The 17,543-nt window shown below is 62.1% G+C and carries 14 protein-coding genes; 6 read left to right on the top strand and 8 right to left on the bottom strand.

Annotated features, from left to right (window positions below; all coding sequences use genetic code 11):
• Positions 1 to 108: 108 nt before the first annotated feature.
• The 6 genes from K9B32_RS15615 to K9B32_RS15590 all read right to left on the bottom strand — a co-directional run bounded on the left by K9B32_RS15615 (position 109) and on the right by K9B32_RS15590 (position 10,263).
• Entirely contained in the window at positions 109 to 1,287 is a 1,179-nt protein-coding gene (locus tag K9B32_RS15615; protein ID WP_224563575.1) for a vWA domain-containing protein, read from the bottom strand.
• Between the two features lie 173 nt (positions 1,288 to 1,460).
• Complete coding sequence (locus K9B32_RS15610; RefSeq protein WP_224563573.1) at positions 1,461 to 2,348, bottom strand: transglutaminase domain-containing protein; 888 nt, start codon at positions 2,346 to 2,348, stop codon at positions 1,461 to 1,463.
• Complete coding sequence (locus K9B32_RS15605; RefSeq protein ID WP_224563571.1) at positions 2,345 to 4,762, bottom strand: circularly permuted type 2 ATP-grasp protein; 2,418 nt, start codon at positions 4,760 to 4,762, stop codon at positions 2,345 to 2,347. The genes K9B32_RS15610 and K9B32_RS15605 overlap by 4 nt, the downstream gene beginning before the upstream one ends.
• A 13-nt stretch (positions 4,763 to 4,775) precedes the next feature.
• Entirely contained in the window at positions 4,776 to 8,096 is a 3,321-nt protein-coding gene (locus K9B32_RS15600; protein WP_224563569.1) for a DUF2126 domain-containing protein, read from the bottom strand.
• A gap of 110 nt (positions 8,097 to 8,206) precedes the next feature.
• Positions 8,207 to 9,589 (bottom strand): sensor histidine kinase, encoded by a 1,383-nt coding sequence (locus tag K9B32_RS15595; protein WP_224563566.1) that lies wholly within the window; start codon positions 9,587 to 9,589, stop codon positions 8,207 to 8,209.
• Entirely contained in the window at positions 9,586 to 10,263 is a 678-nt protein-coding gene (locus K9B32_RS15590; RefSeq protein ID WP_007797751.1) for a response regulator transcription factor, read from the bottom strand. Before K9B32_RS15590 ends, K9B32_RS15595 begins: the two co-directional genes overlap by 4 nt.
• Before the next feature lie 150 nt (positions 10,264 to 10,413).
• On the opposite strand from K9B32_RS15590, the gene K9B32_RS15585 reads away from it, so the two are divergent.
• Entirely contained in the window at positions 10,414 to 11,478 is a 1,065-nt protein-coding gene (locus K9B32_RS15585; RefSeq protein ID WP_224563563.1) for an ABC transporter substrate-binding protein, read from the top strand.
• Between the two features lie 20 nt (positions 11,479 to 11,498).
• On the opposite strand, the gene K9B32_RS15580 is transcribed toward K9B32_RS15585, so the two are convergent.
• On the bottom strand, positions 11,499 to 11,687 hold the full coding sequence (locus tag K9B32_RS15580) for a hypothetical protein (RefSeq protein ID WP_224563561.1): 189 nt from the start codon (positions 11,685 to 11,687) through the stop codon (positions 11,499 to 11,501).
• Positions 11,688 to 11,996: 309 nt separating this feature from the next.
• Here K9B32_RS15580 and K9B32_RS15575 point away from each other — a divergent pair, with 309 nt between their 5' ends.
• The 4 genes from K9B32_RS15575 (at position 11,997) to K9B32_RS15560 (ending at position 15,362) form a co-directional block, all read left to right on the top strand.
• On the top strand, positions 11,997 to 12,941 hold the full coding sequence (locus tag K9B32_RS15575; RefSeq protein WP_224563559.1) for a Bug family tripartite tricarboxylate transporter substrate binding protein: 945 nt from the start codon (positions 11,997 to 11,999) through the stop codon (positions 12,939 to 12,941).
• On the top strand, positions 12,938 to 13,429 hold the full coding sequence (locus tag K9B32_RS15570) for a tripartite tricarboxylate transporter TctB family protein (protein WP_224563557.1): 492 nt from the start codon (positions 12,938 to 12,940) through the stop codon (positions 13,427 to 13,429). The genes K9B32_RS15575 and K9B32_RS15570 overlap by 4 nt, the downstream gene beginning before the upstream one ends.
• A gap of 11 nt (positions 13,430 to 13,440) precedes the next feature.
• Positions 13,441 to 14,958: a tripartite tricarboxylate transporter permease gene (locus K9B32_RS15565; RefSeq protein WP_224563555.1), complete on the top strand. Its 1,518-nt coding sequence runs from the start codon at positions 13,441 to 13,443 to the stop codon at positions 14,956 to 14,958.
• A gap of 236 nt (positions 14,959 to 15,194) precedes the next feature.
• Positions 15,195 to 15,362, top strand: coding sequence for a hypothetical protein (locus tag K9B32_RS15560; protein WP_007797771.1), 168 nt, complete (start codon positions 15,195 to 15,197; stop codon positions 15,360 to 15,362).
• Positions 15,363 to 15,489: 127 nt separating this feature from the next.
• On the opposite strand, the gene K9B32_RS15555 is transcribed toward K9B32_RS15560, so the two are convergent.
• Complete coding sequence (locus K9B32_RS15555) at positions 15,490 to 16,581, bottom strand: DUF475 domain-containing protein (protein ID WP_224563553.1); 1,092 nt, start codon at positions 16,579 to 16,581, stop codon at positions 15,490 to 15,492.
• A 362-nt stretch (positions 16,582 to 16,943) separates the two neighbouring features.
• Here K9B32_RS15555 and K9B32_RS15550 point away from each other — a divergent pair, with 362 nt between their 5' ends.
• Positions 16,944 to 17,186: a hypothetical protein gene (locus K9B32_RS15550; RefSeq protein WP_224563551.1), complete on the top strand. Its 243-nt coding sequence runs from the start codon at positions 16,944 to 16,946 to the stop codon at positions 17,184 to 17,186.
• Positions 17,187 to 17,543 lie beyond the last annotated feature (357 nt).

Here is a 17,543-nt window from a genome sequence, read left to right as displayed (position 1 = left end):
GAGCTTGATTTCAATCGGTTTTCCGATTTTGATACGCGGGTTTTGAAACGAAAAGCCGCTCCGGTTGGTTCCGGAGCGGCTTATTTGTTGGGAAACTGCGCGAAGATATCAGTTGATCAAGCGTGTCGTCTGATTGGAGGTCTTTGCGCCGATCTCCTTGAAGGCGGAGAGAAGATCGGACATGCTTTCTGCCTTGAAGTAGTGATTGTCGTCTGTCGCGCAATACTTCAGCAGCGCCTGGCCATTCTCAGGCGCCATGAAGGCGACCGTGTAGATTTCGATACCCTTGCTCTTGGCGGTATTGCACGTGTCCTTGGTCAGGGTGTCATACGAACGGCCACCCGATGGATCGTTGTTGTTGTCCCCGTCCGTCATGAAGACGATATATTTCTTGGGCGTCTGCTGAGTCTTGGCCTGGTGCAGCGCGGTTTCGTTGTCATTTCCGGCGTTGTTCAGGGCGGTCAAAGACGTGTAGGCCTTGTTCATAGCCCCGCTGGAATTCGTGCCGTTGGCCGCGACCAGTGCGTTGACGTAGGTGGTTACACCACTGGTTCCCCAGGCGAGCGCGGTTTCCGCATAGGTTTTGATGTCATAGGCGACGGCACCCGTGCGGGAGTAGATGTGGGTCGGGTCCGCCTTGTCCAGTTCTGCCGTCAGATTGCCTACCGCAAGCTTCAATGCTTCAATTTTAGTGTAATAGCCTGTGCAGGTCTTATTGTTGTTCCTGCCGCAGGTATAGCTGTAGGTGGTCGTCGTGAGCTCGCCCATCGACCCCGATTTATCGAGTGCGAGAAAGATCGAGACGGAACCCTGCTTTTCGGAGTAACCGCTCGCCGTTTCGCTTGCCGCGCCGATATTGGTGGTCTTGAAGCCGATGACCTGTGCCAGGCCGCTCAGATCCATGCTGTAGGAAGATGAGACACTCACGCTGTAGCTTGCGCCACCGCTGGAGGTCGTCTTGGTCGCCGTGGCAGTGGTGGCATTCCTCAGTGCGGTCGTGTCGCCAATAAAGTTTGCCATCTGCCCGGCAACGAAATCCTTCGCGAAGGCCGAGGCGGTCGTTGTGTCGATCTTTCCGTCAGCAAGGGCGGAGGCGGTGGCAAGCGCCGCCGCGTCGGAGGCTTCCTGCAACTGATGCTTCGCCATTGCAGCGTTCGTGATGTCAACGGCGAGCGCGCCCGCCCCTATTGTGACCGGCAGCAGAACTGCGCTTATGATCCCAAAATTGCCATGCCGGTCGTTCCGCAGCCGAGACAGGCTCGACTTCAGCGCTTGAAAGGTGCTCATCATGTTCACCTGAGTTAGTGCCCCGATAATGCTTAACTCATGCGCCTCAATTCTTGAGTTCACCTTTATCAGGTCGTTAAGATTCTAACGGAATGTCACTTTCTTGTGCGCAGCCTCGGTGAAAAAGCCTTCCCTGAGGGATGTGCAGCGCCAATACACCTATCGGATCTCAATCAACTCAGCGGGATCACATCCACTGCCTGGACGGCGCGTTGGCCGCCGTAGCTCTTCAGGACGCCGATGACAGGTGCGACGTCGGCGTAGTCGCGGCCATAGGCGACGACGATGTGGTCGGTGCCGGCTGGGATGTTGTTCGTCGGGTCGAGCTCGATCCAACCGATCGTTTCGCCGCACCAGACCCTGACCCAGGCGTGCATGGCGTCGGCGCCCTCCAGCCGCTCCTTGCCGGGCGGCGGAATGGTGCGTAGGAAGCCTGAGACATAGCCAGCCGGGATGCCGAGGCTGCGGAGCGCAAGGATCATCACATGGACGAAGTCCTGGCAGACCCCGCTCTTCAACTGGAAGGCCTCGAGCGGGGTCGTATCGACGGTCGTCGCTTCGGCGTCGTAGGTGAAATCCTGATGGATTTTGGCGCAAAGTGCCGTGGCGATCTGCAGCACGGTCAGTGACGGTTCGGCGCAGGCCTTCGCATATTCCGAGATCGCGCGCGTTTCCAAGAGGCGGGGGCTGTTGCCGAGAAAGTGGTGCGGGGCATCGGGCTTCAGCGACCAGACGCCCGCGACTTCATCCGGCAGCTTCGCAAGCACCGGCGAAAAATCTACCGAGATCGAATGGCTCTCCACCTGGACGCGGGCCTGCATCCGAATGTCCAGCTTCTCGTGCGGCGCGCGCAGCATGAAGGAGGTTGCCGGGTGCTCGAAGAAATCGACGAAGTGCGCCTGCTCGTCCGGCGTCGGCGAGACCTTGATCGAGCCGGCGACCAGCCGCTGACGGTTTGGCAGCGACAAGGGCATCAGCCGCATGATGTGGCGCGCGCCGGAAGCCGGTGTGTCGTAGATGTAGCCCATGTGCAGGGAGAGGTCGTATAGCACGCGCGTCACCCGAGATATGTGCGAGCAAGAAGGTCGGACAGCAGTTCCAGCTCGCGTTCGAGGCGACGATAGACATCGACACTCATCGTCTCGGGCGTCATGACGGCAAGGCCGGAGTGCAGGCGCATCGCTTCGCGGTAAAACGGCGACATCTGGCCGTTGACCAGTGCGTTCGGCAGTTGTTCGACCTCGCGGTGGATCTCGTTCATCTGGAAGAGGATCGAACGCGGGTTGAGCGGATCGAGCGCCAGAAGATCGGTCACCGTCAGGCGGGCGGTGTTGACGTTGTAGCGACGGCGATGGGTCATGACGCTGTCGCCGATCTCGAGCAGCATGTCGAGCGCGCCGTCCGGGGCGTCCGGCCCCGACATGTGGCCGAGCAGGCGCGTCATGTGCAGGCCGCGCTCGATATGGCGGCCGAGCGAGAGGAAGCGCCAGCCGGTGAAGCGATACATGTTTTCGTGCACCAGACCGGCGAAGCCCGCGAGCTTGCGCAGCAGGATCGTCATCGCATGGCTGGCGTCGTCGCCGGGCGAGATCGTCTCGTGGAACCGTCGCGCGGTCTTGGCGAGATCGGTGAGCGCCAGCCAGCCGTCCGGCGAGAAGCGGTCGCGGATATTACTGGCGGAATAGACGGCGCTGTCGATGTTGCGCAGCAGTGAGTTTGGCACCGCGTCTGCGGTGTCGATGTCGACGGCCGCCAGATAGGCAGTCACGTCGGCCAGCAGCGGCTGGCTCGGATCGGCGGCTTCCGCAAAGCGGGCGTGCCAGGCGCGTAGGATGCGCAGCGCGCCTTCCGCGCGTTCGATGTAGCGGCCGAGCCAGAACAGGTTGTCGGCGGCGCGGCTCGGCAAACTGCCCGGCATGTTGCGGGTGAAGCTGCCTTCGGCCGGCAGCAGCGTATGGCGTTCCACCGGCTTGTCGCTAACGATCCACACGTCAGCCGCAGCACCACCCGATTGCATGGCGATGGCTGAAACGTCGTCGCTGCCGCCGATGCGGGCAAAGCCGCCCGGCATGATCTGCCAGCCATTGGCCGTGCGGGCGGCAAAGACGCGCAAGGACATCGGCCGCGGCGTCAGCTTGCCGCCGATCCAGGCCGGTGTCGTCGACAGCGTCACGACTTCCTGCCCGACGAGTTTTGCGCCGTCGGAATTCAACCAATCGCCGATCGAGTCCTTGGCGGTAGCGCGCAAGCTCGAGCCGAGCACGGATTCGCCGCTGTCGTCGAAGAAGGGCGCGCGCGAATAGGCGGGGCCGATCACCATTTTCTCGATGTTCTCGGCCACATGCTCGCGCTCATCCTTCTGACCGCACCACCAGGTCGCAATCGACGGGAGTTGCAGTTCTTCACCGAACAGCCGGCGACAGATCGTCGGCATGAAGGCCAGGAGCGCACGTGTTTCGATGATGCCGCTGCCGAGCGCGTTGACGATTGTCACGCTTTCGGCGCGCAGCGCCTCGACGAGGCCGGGCGTACCGATATGCGAATTCTGGTTCAGTTCGAGCGGATCGGCATAGGCTGAATCAAGGCGGCGCCAGAGCACGGTGATCGGCTTGAGCCCCGAAACGGTGCGGACCATGACCTTGCCGTTGACGACGGTCAGGTCTTCGCCTTCGAGCAGCATGAAGCCGAGATAGCGGGCGATATAGGCGTGCTCGTAGTAGGTTTCGTTGGCGGGGCCGGGCGTCAGGACGGCGATACGGTCGTCGCCGCTGTGCTTCATGCCCTGCAGCGAATCGCGGAACGCGCCGAAGAAGGAGGCCAGCCGGTGGACGGACGTTTCCGCGTAGATGTCGGAGAAGGCGCGGGTCGTCGCGACGCGGTTTTCCAGCGCAAAGCCGGCGCCTGAGGGCGCCTGGGTGCGGTCGGCCAGCACCCACCAGTTGCCATCAGGACCGCGGCCGATCTCGAAGGCGCAGAAATGCAGATAATGGCCGCCTGCGGGAGTGACGCCAACGAGCGGACGCTGGTACTCCGGATTGGCGGCGATGAGTGCTGGCGGCAGGACGCCGTCCTCGACGAGCCGATTCTGGCCGTAGATGTCGGCAACGATCGCCTCAAGCAGGTCGGCGCGCTGAACGAGGCCGGCGGATACTGCCTCCCATTCTCGCGCATCGATCAGGACAGGCACATGCGAGAGGGGCCAGGAGCGCTCGGCGCTGCCGGTGCTGCCATAGGCGCGGTAAAAGACACCGGCATCCCGCAGGTAGCGGTCGGCCCGGGTGAAGCGCTCAGTCAGATCCTTTTCGGGCATGCCGCTCAGATGCGCGAAGAAACGCTGCCAGACGGGCCGGATGGCGCCGTTTGTGTCGACCATTTCGTCGGCGACGCCAGGCAGAGGGGCATAACCGAGTACCGCATCGTTTCCGGTGCGGCTGCGTGGCTCTTCCCTCAGTTCTGCCGTCGGTTTTTTGCCCATTTCGCCCTAACGTCTAGAATCCTACCGGTCGCCGAAGATCCAGCGTGAGCGGGAATTCCGGTGAAGCTGTCTCGGCACGCGGAATGAATTCACCTGCCGTATGCCCCCACGGCTCGAATCGCGCCAGACGCCTTGCTTCCGCTTCGTTACCATTGACCGGGAAGGTGTCATAGTTACGCCCGCCCGGATGGGCAACATGATAGATACAGCCGCCGATCGAACGCTTCGACCATGTATCATAAATGTCGAAGGTCAGCGGTGTGTTGACCGGCAAAAGCGGGTGCAATCCCGACGCCGGCTGCCAAGCCTTGAAGCGGACGCCGGCGACCGAGACACCCGCGCTGCCGGTCGGCGTCAGCGGCACGGTCCGGCCGTTGCAGGTAACGGTATAGCGGGAGGCATTGCTGGTCTCCAGGCGCACTTGAAGACGCTCGACGGAGCTGTCGACATAGCGCACGGTGCCGCCGATTGCACCTTCCTCGCCCATCACATTCCACGGTTCCAGCGCCTGGCGCAGCTCCAGTTTCGAGCCCTCGTATTCGACCTCGCCGCAGAAGGGGAAGCGGAATTCGAGCTGCGCCTTGAACCATTCCGGGCTGACGTCGAAGCCGTTCTGCTTGAGATCGCCGAGCACGTCGAGGAAATCGGTCCAGACGAAGTGCGGCAGCATGAAGCGGTCGTGCAGCGTCGTGCCCCAGCGTACAAACCTGCCGTCGGCGGGGTTCTGCCAGAAGCGGGCGATGAGCGCGCGCACCAGCAATTGCTGGGCAAGCGACATGCGGGCATTCGGCGGCATTTCGAAGCCACGGAATTCGACGAGGCCGAGGCGGCCGGTTGGGCCATCGGGGGAAAACAGCTTGTCGATGCAGATTTCGGCGCGGTGGGTGTTGCCGGTGACGTCGATCAGCGTGTTGCGGAACAGCCGGTCGGTGATCCACGGCAGCGGCGTCGGGCCGCGCCCGGGCGTGGGGACCTGGGCAAGCGCCGTTTCCAGCTCGTAGAGGCTGTCGTGGCGGGCTTCGTCGATGCGTGGCGCCTGGCTGGTCGGGCCGATGAACATGCCAGAGAACATGTAGGAAAGCGAGGGGTGGCGCTGCCAGTGCAGCACCAGGCTCTTCAGAAGGTCGGGGCGGCGCAGGAAGGGGCTGTCGCCGGGATTGGCGCCGCCGACGACCACGTGGTTGCCGCCGCCGGTGCCGGTATGGCGGCCGTCGATCATGAACTTGTCGGCGCCGAGGCGGCTTTGCCGGGCTTCCTCGTAGATCGCCGTGGTGATGTCGACGCAATCCTGCCAGTTGGAGGCGGGATGGATGTTGACCTCGATGACACCGGGATCGGGGGCGACGCGGATGACATTGATGCGCTCGTCCTGCGGTGGCGAATAGCCTTCGATGTGGACGGGCAGGCCGAGTTCGGCCGCTGCATTTTCGGCGGCGGCAATCAGCTCGAGGTAGTCCTCGATGCGCTCGACCGGCGGCATGAACACGCAGAGCCTGCCGTCGCGCGGTTCCACCGAGATCGCGGTGCGCACCGCGCCGCCGATTTCGCCGATCGTCTGCTCGACGCGGTTCTGGCTGCTGTCATCGGTCTGACGGGACGCTTCCGGCATGGCGCGGCCGCTGGGCACGAAGACTTCGGGCAGCGGCTGGCGCGGGATCGAGGGATCGGCGGGATGGATATAGGGAAAGCGGGCCGGCGGCACATAGGGCAGGGTGCCGAGCGGCAGGCGGTAACCGACGGGGCTGTCACCGGGCACGAGGAAGATCTTGCCGCGGCGGGTCTTCCATTTCTCGCTGACCCAGCGCCTGCCCGAAGCCCTGGCATTCCAGGCCTGCACCGGCAGAATGTAGCCGGTCGGTACCGTCAGGCCGCGTTCGAAGACGCGGGCGATGCGGCTGCGCTCTTCCGGATCCTTCAGCTTGGAATTGGACGGATCGACGTTTTCGGGTAGGCTGCCTTCCTTGATGATCCATTCGGCCGGATCTTCGTAGGCGGACAGCACCATGTCGGTTTCGATCGCCAGTTCCCGGGCAATGGTGTTCAACAGCTTGGCGGCGTCCTCGGCCTTGACGCCGGTGTCCCTGCCTTCGCCGGCGATCAGATCCGGGTTCTGCCAGATCGGCCTGCCGTCCTTGCGCCAGTAGAGCGAGAAGGTCCAGCGCGGCAGGCTTTCCCCGGGGTACCACTTGCCCTGGCCGTAATGCAGGAAGCCGCCAGGGGCGAAGCGCTCGCGCAGCTTGCGGATCAACATGTCGGCCTTCTCGCGCTTGGTCGGGCCGACGGCGGCGGTGTTCCATTCCTCGGATTCGAAGTCGTCGATGGAGACGAAGGTTGGCTCGCCGCCCATCGTCAGCCGTACGTCCTCGGCTTCGAGGATGCGGTCGACCTTGGCGCCAAGTTCGTTAAGCTCGTGCCAGCTGTCGTCGGAAAAGGGCTTGGTGATACGCGGATGCTCGGCAACGCGCGCGACCTTCATGTCGAAGGCGAACTCGGTGTTGGCCTCGCCGTACAGCGCGCCGGAGATCGGAGCGGCGTTGCGATAGTGCGGGGTAGCGGCGAGCGGAATGTGGCTTTCGCCGGTCAGAAGACCCGAAGTCGGATCGAGGCCAACCCAGCCGGCGCCGGGGAGGTAGACCTCGCACCAGGCATGCAGGTCGGTGAAGTCGACTTCGGTGCCCGAAGGGCCATCGAGCGCCTTCAGGTCGGGCGTCAGCTGGATGAGATAACCCGAGACGAAGCGGGCGGCGAGGCCGAGATTGCGCAGGATTTCGACCAGCAGCCAGCTGGAATCGCGGCAGGAGCCGAGCGCCAGCTTCAGCGTTTCCTCCGGGGTCTGGACACCCGGTTCCATGCGGATGACGTATTCGATGTCGTTCTTAAGCCGCGCATTGAGGCCGACGATGAAATCCGTGGTGCGAACCGGTGTGCGGTCGATGCCGGCGAGATAAGCGGCCAGCGCCGGCTCCACCGGCTGCGGCTCCATATAGATCTTCAGGTCGTCCTTGATGTCTTCGGGATAGGAGAAGGGCCACATCTCGGCGCTCTCCTCGATGAAGAAATCGAAGGGATTGTAGACCGTCATGTCGGCGACGAGATCGACCTCGATCTTGAATTCCGTCACCGGGTCGGGAAAGACGTAACGGGCGAGATAGTTGCCGTAGGGATCCTGCTGCAGGTTGACGAAATGATTGGACGGCGAGACCCTCAGCGCATGGCTGATGACCCGCGTCTTCGAATGCGAGGCGGGCTTGAGGCGGATGATCTGAGGCCCGAGGCGGACCGGCTTGTCGTATTTGTAATGCGTCAGATGATAGATACTGGCTTTGATCGACATGTATTGCCTTGTCCGCTGCCGTATCGTTGACGGCATTTGCTGTTCCCTGATGGTAGTGTGTGCAATGCAGCGAAAGAATGCAAGGCGGTAAGGTCAAGCCGGCTGAGCCTTTAGGCAGTCTTCGCAAAAGTCACTGAGGCTTTGAGGCCCTTGCCGTTCGCGCCGGGCTCCAGCGTCAGCGCCGCATTGAAGAGGCCAGCGATCTCCTCGACGATCGGCAGTCCGAGCCCGGCGCCCGGCGCGCCGGAATCGCTGCCACGCGAAAAACGCTGCCGGACGGCGGCAAGCTTATCGGACGGAATGCCGGGGCCATTGTCCTCGACGTCGAGGCAGACGGTGTCATCCGTCTCGGATATCCGGACGGTCACCTCTGCACCCTTGCCTGCATAGGCGATGGCGTTTCCAGCAAGGTTGCGTAGCAGTTCGCCGATCAGCAAAGGCTCGGCACGGACGAGCGCAGGGCGGTCACCTTCGAAACCGAGATCGATGCCAGCCTCGGCGGCGGCCGGGATGAGCTCCCCGGTGATTTCCTGCGCGATGGCCGTCAGATCGATCGAGGATGCAGTCAGCGCCTCCTTGGCCGTTGCGGCATCGATCTTTGCCATCAGCAGCAATTGCGCGAGGATTCGCTCGGCATGAGCAACGGCCTGGTCACCCTTCAAGGCCGATCCTTGTGCTTCGGTCAATGTGCCGGCACGGGCCGATAGCGCGAGCTGCGTGCGGATAATCGCAAGCGGGGTACGCAACTGGTGGCTGGCGTTGCCGGTGAAGTTGCGAAGCGCATCGAGCGCCGATTCCAGGCGCACCATGAAGCCGTTGACCGTATCGACCAGCGGCTGCACCTCGCTTGGAACCGATTGTTCGATCGGGTGGAGATCGTCGGGGCTGCGTTCGCCGATCGCGTCGCGCAGCTTGTAGAGCGGCCGCAGGGCAACTGTGACCGAGATCCAGACAATGACGGCGGCGCCTGCAATCATCAAGGAGAGGCGGAGCGCCGAGCGGAAGAGGATGGCACGGGCAAGCTGGCGACGGGCAATCGTGGTCTCGGCGACGGTTACGGCGAAGGGCACGGAGCGGATGCCTGTCGAGGCCGAACGCTTGAGCGTTGCGACACGGATCGGTTCGCCGCGGAAGGTATCATCGGCAAAGGCGGCGTTGTCGCCGACGGTTTCGGCAAGGACGGGCAGCGCCTGATAGCCGGTGATGAATTTCCCCGGTGGCCCGTCGACGCGGTAGAAGACGCGGTCCTGTGCTGCCGAGGTCAACATCTCCAGCGCGACATAGGGGATATCGACCTCGAGCGTGCCGTCTTCCGCAACGACGACGCGTTCGGCGATGGCGAGTGCCGAGCCGGCCAGCACGCGATCCGATACGATGTTGGAGGTCTGCACGGCTTCGCGGTACGTATCGGCCAGCGCGACCATGCCGATGATGGCGGTCGAGATCAGCAGCCAGAACAAGAGCCTTCGTCTCAGCGAATAAGCTGTCGTCATGGGGCCTCGGGCAGTTTGTCGAGGTAGTAGCCGATGCCGCGTGCGGTCTTTACCGTCAGGCCGTAGGGCGACAGGCGCTTCCTCAGGCGGCTGACATATTGCTCGATCGCATTGGCCGAAATGTCGTCGTCGAAGGCGGTCAGCGACTGGATGATCGCTTCCTTGGCAACGACCTTTCCTGCGCGCATGAAGAGGATTTCAAGAAGGCCAAGCTCGCGCGCGGGAATGTCCAGCGGCGTCGAGCCGGCGGAGAAGGCGCGCGAATTGAGATCGAGCGAGAGGCCGCCGAAGCTGACGGTCGCCGAATGCAGACCGGCCTGGCGGCGCAGCAGGACGCGAACGCGGGCTTCGAATTCCGAGATGTCGAAGGGCTTGATGAGGTAATCGTCGGCGCCGAGATCAAGGCCCTTGACCCGTTCTTCCGGTGCGCCCCGCGCCGTCAGGATGAGAACGGCCGACCGGTTCTGCCGGGCGCGCATGGCGCGCAGCACCTCCAGGCCGTCCATCTCGGGCAGGTTCAGGTCGAGCACGACGAGATCGAAATTCTCGGCCGCCGTGACAGCGTTAGCAGAGGCACCGTCATGCACGACGTCGACGGCATGGCCGGTGCCGCGCAGGATGGCCGAAAGCCCGTCGGCCAGCGCGATATTGTCCTCCACCAGTAGAATGCGCACGGATGTTCCCTTTATTTTTGAAAAGGATACAGGGTGGGTGCGAAGATGTCATAGCGATTTTTCGGTTTTGGTGGGGCGCCAGCTGCCGCGGCCGGAAATGGGCTGACGTGCTGGCTTGCTGGATCGTGGCCGCTGGTGCATTGTCGCGCAATGAGGAGCGTTCTTTTCCTGTTGCTGTGTCTCTGTCCCGGTTTGGCGGCTGCGGACGAGGTGTTCTATCGCGCGCGTTCCGGCAATGCGGAGGCTCCGACGCTTGTCGTCTATTCATCGCTCGACGAGCCTCTGGCGCAGCCGATGATCCATGGGTTCCAAGAGGCGAACCCTGATGTGGCGGTCAGGTACGAAGACATGCTAACGGGGGAAATCTACGACCGCATCGTGCGCGAGACGGATGCCGGCAAGCGTACGGCGGATTTCGCCTTCTCGTCGGCAATGGACCTGCAGGTGAAGCTCTCCAACGATGGCTATGCGCAGGTGAGCAACCTGCCGATGAGCGCACGCTGGCCGAAATGGGCCAATTGGCGCAATACCGCTTACGCGCTGACCTTCGAGCCGGCGGTGTTCGTCTATCACAAGCCGAGCTTCGCCAGTGAGCCGCCGCCGAGTTCGCGCGCCGAATTCGTCGATTACCTCAAGCGCAAGGGCGACGCAGTGCACGGCCGGATCGGCACCTATGACATCGAGCGCTCCGGCGTCGGTTTCCTGTTCATGGCACGCGACCAGGAGCAGTTCGGGGATATCTGGTCGGTGATCGGTGCCATGGGGGCGGCCGGCGTCAAGCTCTATTCAACGAGCTCGGCCATTCTTGAGCGCGTCTCGGACGGTCGTTTCGTTCTAGGTTACAACATTCTCGGCTCCTACGCCGCTGATTGGGCGAAGCGTCACCCTAATGTCGGGATCGTTTTGCCAAAGGACTATACCGTCGTGATGTCGCGTATCGGCCTTGTCCCGCAGGCGGCTGGTGAGCCCGAGCTGGGACGTCGCTACCTATCCTTCTTCATGTCGAAGGAGGGGCAGACGATCATGGCGCGGGAATTGCAGATACCGGCCGTCAGTCCTGAGGTTGCGGGGGAGAATACCGCCAATACGATGCAGGAACTCTTGGGCGCACAATTGCGGCCCGTTCCCGTCAGTCCTGGATTGATGGTCTATCTGGATCAGGTGAAGCGCGCGCGACTGATCGCGCACTGGAACGAAGTGCTACGCACGCAATAGGGAGTTCCTCGCGGAATGGGCTACCGGAACAGGCAGGGCCGCTGGGCGTTGGCCAGCAATTCCTGCTTGGTCGCGAAGGATCCGAAAAGCGCGAGAAGACGCTTCTCCTCTTCCTTGTCCAACCGGTGACGGCGCGCGAAGTCGCTAACGCTCCACACCTGTCGTAAGCCCTCATTTTCGATTTGCTTGGTATCGATGTGAGAACTCATGGCCCAATCCTCCTAGGCCTTACTAACGCCCGGGCGGCGGACAAGTTCCATCGAGGCCGCCGAATCGCCCGGCCAGAGCCAATTGCGGCAAAAAAGTGTCACTATGGGGTGGATACTTGGCCGGTGTCAGCTAAATGACAGCTTGTTGTGGTCCGCTTTGCAGAACTTCAGCTCCGTGGAGGCGGAGAGGTGAAGTTTCGGGAGGAGCTTGCCGGCCATATCGGACCTTGAAGTCCGTCTGCGGTGTCCTTCCCGATTCCATCGAGAACAACGCGCGGTTTCTCAGCCGCGCCCACGGAGGACATACTCGTGAGGCATACTTTCCTTGCAACCATTTTCGCAGCTGCGATCGCGTTGCCGGCCCATGCGGCCGACTACACCATCATCGCCCCCGCCGCCCCCGGCGGCGGCTGGGATCAGACCGCCCGTTCGCTCCAGACCGTCATGCAGAAGGAAGGCATCTCAGGCAACGTTCAGGTTCAGAACGTTCCTGGCGCCGGCGGCACCATCGGTCTTGCCCAGTTCACCGGCCAGAACAACGGCAACCCGAACGCACTGATCGTTGGCGGCTACGTCATGGTCGGCGCGATTCTGACCAACAAGTCCCCAGTTACCCTCAAGGACGTCACGCCGATTGCCCGCCTCACCGGCGAATACGAGGCGATCGTCGTCCCGGCTGCGTCCGACATCAAAACGATGGCCGATCTCGTTGCCAAGCTGAAGCAGGATCCGGGCTCGGTTTCCTGGGGCGGCGGTTCGGCAGGCGGCACCGACCATATCGCAGTCGGTCTGATCGCCAAGGCAGCCGGCGTCGACCCGACGAAGATCAACTATGTCGCCTTCTCCGGCGGTGGTGAAGCTCTGGCTGCTATTCTCGGTGGGCAGGTTACCGCGGGCATTTCCGGCTACGGAGAATTCGAATCGCAGGTGAAGGCTGGGCAGCTCCGGCTTCTGGCTGTTTCCAGTGATAAGCGCATCGAGGGCGTCGACGCGCCGACGCTGAAGGAGTCGGGCCTTGACGTCGCTGTCCAGAACTGGCGCATGGTTGCTGCAGCACCTGGTCTTTCGGCCGAGCAAACGGCTGCGATCACCGCCGATTTCGACAAGCTTTCGAAGTCCGCCGGTTGGCAGGAAATCCTGAAGACCAAGGGCTGGGCTGATACCTACCTCGCCGGCGATGCCTTCAAGGCACAGCTCGACAAGGACGTTTCGGCAACCGAAACCATCCTCAAAGAGATCGGACTTGTTCAATGAGCAGGGGTAACGAACCCTTGGCAACGAAGCGCCGCCCTGACTGGGCGGCGCTGGTCATCGCCATCTGTCTTTTCGTCGTCGCCGCCGTCATGCTTTGGGATGCTTGGCACATGCGCGCCATCGCCCAGTATGACCGCATCGGTCCGGCAACCGCACCCAAGGTCGTGGCCTTCGGGCTGATCGGTCTCGGCATCTGGACCATTTTCGAAGCCTGGCGCAACGAGTTTCCGGAGCGGGAGCATCAGGAAGTCGCTCCCGTCATCTGGATTGTCGCCGGCCTTGCCGCGCAGATGCTGCTTCTCAAGACAGCAGGCTTTTCGATCGCAACCGGCATTCTCTTTGCGTTCACGGCGGCCGGCTTCGGACGTCGCAAACTTTGGATCTCGATCCCTGCGGGCATCGCCTTCAGCTTCGTCGTCTGGGTGATCTTCGCGAAGCTTTTGCAGCTGACCCTGCCTGCCGGGCCGTTCGAACGAATCTTTTTCTAGGATTGGATGCGATGAGCACCTTCGAATTCCTCTTCCAGGGCATCCTGGTCGCCATGCAGCCGATGAACCTGCTCTATGCGTTCGTCGGCGTTACGCTCGGCACTGCGGTTGGCGTGCTACCGGGCATCGGCCCGGCGCTGACCGTCGCGCTCCTTCTTCCTGTCACCTACAAGCTCGATCCGGCCGGTTCGCTGATCATGTTCGCGGGCATCTACTACGGCGGCATGTATGGTGGGTCGACGACGTCCATCCTTCTCAATACACCTGGAGAAAGCGCCTCGATCGTCACCGCGCTCGAGGGCAACAAGATGGCGCGGGCGGGACGCGGTGGGCCGGCGCTCGCGACAGCCGCGATCGGCTCGTTCGTCGCGGGACTGATCGCAACGCTCGGCCTTGCTTTCATCGCTCCCTACATCGTCAAGCTTGCGCTGATTTTCGGACCGCGCGAATATTTTGCCCTCATGGTTCTTGCCTTCGTCACCGTCTCCTCGGCTTTCGGGGATTCGGCTCTGCGGGGCCTGACGTCGCTCTTCATCGGCTTTGCGCTTGCCATGGTCGGCATCGACCAACAGACAGGACAGGCGCGTCTTACGTTTGGCGTTCCCGATCTGCTCGACGGCGTCGAGGTGACGACGCTTGCGGTCGCGATGTTTGCGATCGGCGAGACGCTTTATATCGCTGCCCAGGGCAATCGTGGTGAGGAGAAGGTCGAGGCTGTCAGGGGCTCGCTGTGGATGACGGCGCAGGATTGGGGACGCTCGTGGAAGGCCTGGCTGCGCGGCACGCTGATCGGCTTCCCGATCGGCGCGATGCCGGCCGGCGGTGCCGAGATCGGTACGTTCCTCTCCTATGCTACGGAAAAGCGCCTCTCGAAGAACCCAGAAGAGTTCGGCAAGGGAGCTATCGAAGGCGTTGCCGGTCCCGAGGCTGCGAACAATGCGTCGGCGGCCGGAACGCTGGTGCCGCTGCTGACGCTCGGCCTGCCGACCACGGCGACGGCGGCGATCATGCTCGCCGGCTTCCAGCAATACGGTTTGCAGCCGGGTCCGCTGCTGTTTGCGAACAACCCGCAAATCGTCTGGGGCCTGATTGCCAGCCTTCTGATCGCCAATGCGATGCTGCTGGTGCTCAATCTGCCGCTGATCGGTCTCTGGGTTCGCCTGCTGACGATCCCGAAGCCATGGCTCTATGCCGGCATCCTGCTGTTTGCAACGCTCGGCACGATCGGCGCCAACCCATCGGTGTTCGAGCTCGGCATGCTGCTCGCCTTTGGCGTCCTCGGCTACATCATGCGGCTCTTCGGCTATCCGATTGCGCCTGCTGTCGTCGGCCTGATCCTTGGCCCGCTGGCCGAGCAGCAGCTGCGCCGCGCGCTCGCCATCAGCCAGGGCGATGTGACGACGTTGGTGATGTCGCCGATTGCCGCCGGATTGCTGATCGTTGCCGCGGCAGCCTTCATCATCCCGCTGATCCTGCGGTTGCGCGGACGCGGCGAAGTTCTGTCGCAGCTTGCGGCAAACGAGGATTAAAAGAAAAAGACTGCCCGAACCCCTCAATTGCGGCCGGCGATGGAAACATCGCCGGCCTTTTCGTCTGGTGACAGGGGCGACAGGTCCTGCCTGGTTTGAGGAGCAGCTCTTTCTTCAAGCCAGCGAAGCCCGTGATCGCGTGTTCTTGCATAGCAGGGCTGAATTTCCGTCGCTTGTGGGGCGGCCTGCGCCTCGCCACATCCAAGCTGTCAATCATAAAGCAAAGCGAGAAAAAAATGTCCTTTCGTAAGTCCGTTCGCGATGGTTTCCTTGGCCGCGCCTTTGCGGTGATCGGTGCCGCAAATGCCGTGAGCGCCAGCATCGAAGCTGGCCGTCGCCCGAAGGCCCGCGACCTGCGCGAGCTCGGCATCGACCCGAGCATGTTCGGCAGAATCAACCACTAACTTATCTGCGCTTCGGCGTGGTTTGGCGGTCCGCGATCGCCAAATACAAAACAGCCCGCAACCGGATGGTCGCGGGCTTTATTCTTTGTTCTGATGAAGCCGCACCATCGGGTGCGGCCTAGCGGATTCAGGCGTGCAGTTCCTTGTGCGCCTGCGCGCGCTCCTCTGCCTGCTCCTTTCTATTGTAGCGGATGGAGGACCACAGCGAGATGCCGATCAGGGCCGCGCCGCCAAGGCCGGTGACGACCTCGGGAATATGGAACATCGTCTGGACGTACATGATCACAGAGAGGATCAGGATCGCGTAGAAGGCGCCGTGCTCGAGGTAGCGGTATTCGGCAAGTGTTCCCTTTTCGACGAGCATGATCGTCATCGAGCGCACGTACATGGCGCCGATGCCGAGGCCGATGGCGATGACGAAGAGATTCTGTGTCAGCGCGAAGGCGCCGATAACGCCGTCGAAGGAGAAGCTGGCATCCAGCACTTCGAGATAGATGAAGGCACCGAGACCGCCCTTGGCGGCGGCGCTCATCGTCTGCTGCGAGGCATCGAGCAGACCGCCGATCACCTCGACCGCCAGGAAGGTCAGAAGGCCATAGATGGCGCAATGCACGAAGGTCGTGGCTTCTTCGTCGCCGAGGAACGACGAGAACACGAGAACCAGCGCCAGAACGAAGGCGATCTCGATACCCTTGATCGTTGCCGAGCGGGCCATGAGCTTTTCAAGCCCGGCGATCCAGTGGACGTCCTTCTCATGGTTGAAGAAGTAGTTGAGGCCGACCATCATCAGGAAGGTGCCACCGAAGGCGGCGATCGGCAGGTGCGCGTCGTTCATGATGCGGGCGTATTCCGCAGGCTCCCGCGCAGCGAGCACCAGGGCTTCCCATGGACCGATCTTGGCGGCGATCGCGACGATTGCCAGCGGAAAGATAATACGCATGCCGAAGACGGCGATGACGATGCCCCAGGTGAGGAAGCGATGCTGCCAGACCGGCGTCATTTCCTTGAGCTTGTTGGCGTTGACGATGGCATTGTCGAATGAGAGCGAAATCTCCAGCACGGCGAGCACCGTGCAGATGAAGAAGACGGTCGCCATGCCGCCGATGGTGCCGGTCGCTTGCCAGCCAAGGGCAGCCCCCAGGATCAGGCCGAGGCCGGTGAAAATGAAGGCCCAGGTGAAATAGCTGAGCGCTGATTTTTGCGGGGAACTGTTGTTCATGGCCGCACCTCGCAGCCGAGACCGATGTCGAACAGAAAACATGTGCTTGAAGAACGCGACATACCACGAAAGGCATGCGCGTGCGGCATGGTGAGCTTTTTCATCGATGAAAAATCCGCCGGCTATAGCTGCAGGCGGTACCGACATCACGAGAGCGCCGTAAAAACTCTCGCCAGAGGGGCCCGGCACCAGGTTGACCCATCGGCCGATGTCCGAGGCCGTGGGATAAGGCGAAGGTAGTGAACTTCTCGCGCCAGTCAAGATCGGCGCGATGCGCTTTATTTTTCTTTGGAACCATCCGACATTGCGGTCGTTAGTCCCTAGTTCACCAGTGTTATGCGCAATGAAAAAGGAGGCCGACGATGCACCCCTCGACCCACACTCCCGACAAACGCACGGAGAAATCCGACCGCATGAAGCGGGCGCGCCCCAACCGAATGCAGAAGGCGCAAGTGCTGCCTCCACATCAGGTCGACCTGACGCTGCCACACGGCGTTTTCGATGACGTCCACGTTCCCGCACACGTAACCGGCGGCGATCTTTCGAAGGGTGGGCCGAAGCCGGCTGTGGAGGACGATTCCACGATCGCAAAGCCGACCCGCTGACGTAATTGGCAATTGCAACCCTGACATTTTTACTCGCGACAAACAGTGAGAAAAGATGAAAACAACTTTGCTGCCGCACGACATTTGCATGAAGCACGAGATCGAATGGTAAGCGCTTCGCGCGGCCGCTGATATTCAGATCGATCTGGAAAGAATCGAGATCATGAATTCGCTGGGCTCTCGTTGGGATCCGCCGACGCGCTTGCGGCCGGACACGGCGTCCCCGGTGTAGCTCTAATGCCTTTTTGCCCGCGGTTTTCGTCGGGCGCTCCGGAGCATGATGGATCGTCACCCGGCGAGCGGGATCGTTGGAATGGCGGTTCCGCCCGCTTGCTCTACGACCAGCAGCAAATCGCG

It is taken from the genome of Rhizobium sp. 3T7 (genome assembly GCF_020166565.1).
In the GTDB taxonomy this organism is placed as follows: Bacteria; Pseudomonadota; Alphaproteobacteria; order Rhizobiales; family Rhizobiaceae; genus Rhizobium.
The sequence above is the reverse complement of the archived record's forward strand: the minus strand, read 5'-3'. Positions and strand labels throughout refer to the sequence as shown.

What these genes read in the sequence shown, in the direction of transcription:
- K9B32_RS15555 (WP_224563553.1), bottom strand. Translation starts at nt 16,581, where the DNA reads ATGAACAACAGTTCCCCGCAAAAATCAGCGCTCAGCTATTTCACCTGG.
- K9B32_RS15560 (WP_007797771.1), top strand. Translation starts at nt 15,195, where the DNA reads ATGTCCTTTCGTAAGTCCGTTCGCGATGGTTTCCTTGGCCGCGCCTTT.
- K9B32_RS15600 (WP_224563569.1), bottom strand. Translation starts at nt 8,096, where the DNA reads ATGTCGATCAAAGCCAGTATCTATCATCTGACGCATTACAAATACGAC.
- K9B32_RS15550 (WP_224563551.1), top strand. Translation starts at nt 16,944, where the DNA reads ATGCACCCCTCGACCCACACTCCCGACAAACGCACGGAGAAATCCGAC.
- K9B32_RS15605 (WP_224563571.1), bottom strand. Translation starts at nt 4,762, where the DNA reads ATGGGCAAAAAACCGACGGCAGAACTGAGGGAAGAGCCACGCAGCCGC.
- K9B32_RS15565 (WP_224563555.1), top strand. Translation starts at nt 13,441, where the DNA reads ATGAGCACCTTCGAATTCCTCTTCCAGGGCATCCTGGTCGCCATGCAG.
- K9B32_RS15570 (WP_224563557.1), top strand. Translation starts at nt 12,938, where the DNA reads ATGAGCAGGGGTAACGAACCCTTGGCAACGAAGCGCCGCCCTGACTGG.
- K9B32_RS15595 (WP_224563566.1), bottom strand. Translation starts at nt 9,589, where the DNA reads ATGACGACAGCTTATTCGCTGAGACGAAGGCTCTTGTTCTGGCTGCTG.
- K9B32_RS15585 (WP_224563563.1), top strand. Translation starts at nt 10,414, where the DNA reads ATGAGGAGCGTTCTTTTCCTGTTGCTGTGTCTCTGTCCCGGTTTGGCG.
- K9B32_RS15615 (WP_224563575.1), bottom strand. Translation starts at nt 1,287, where the DNA reads ATGAGCACCTTTCAAGCGCTGAAGTCGAGCCTGTCTCGGCTGCGGAAC.
- K9B32_RS15580 (WP_224563561.1), bottom strand. Translation starts at nt 11,687, where the DNA reads ATGAGTTCTCACATCGATACCAAGCAAATCGAAAATGAGGGCTTACGA.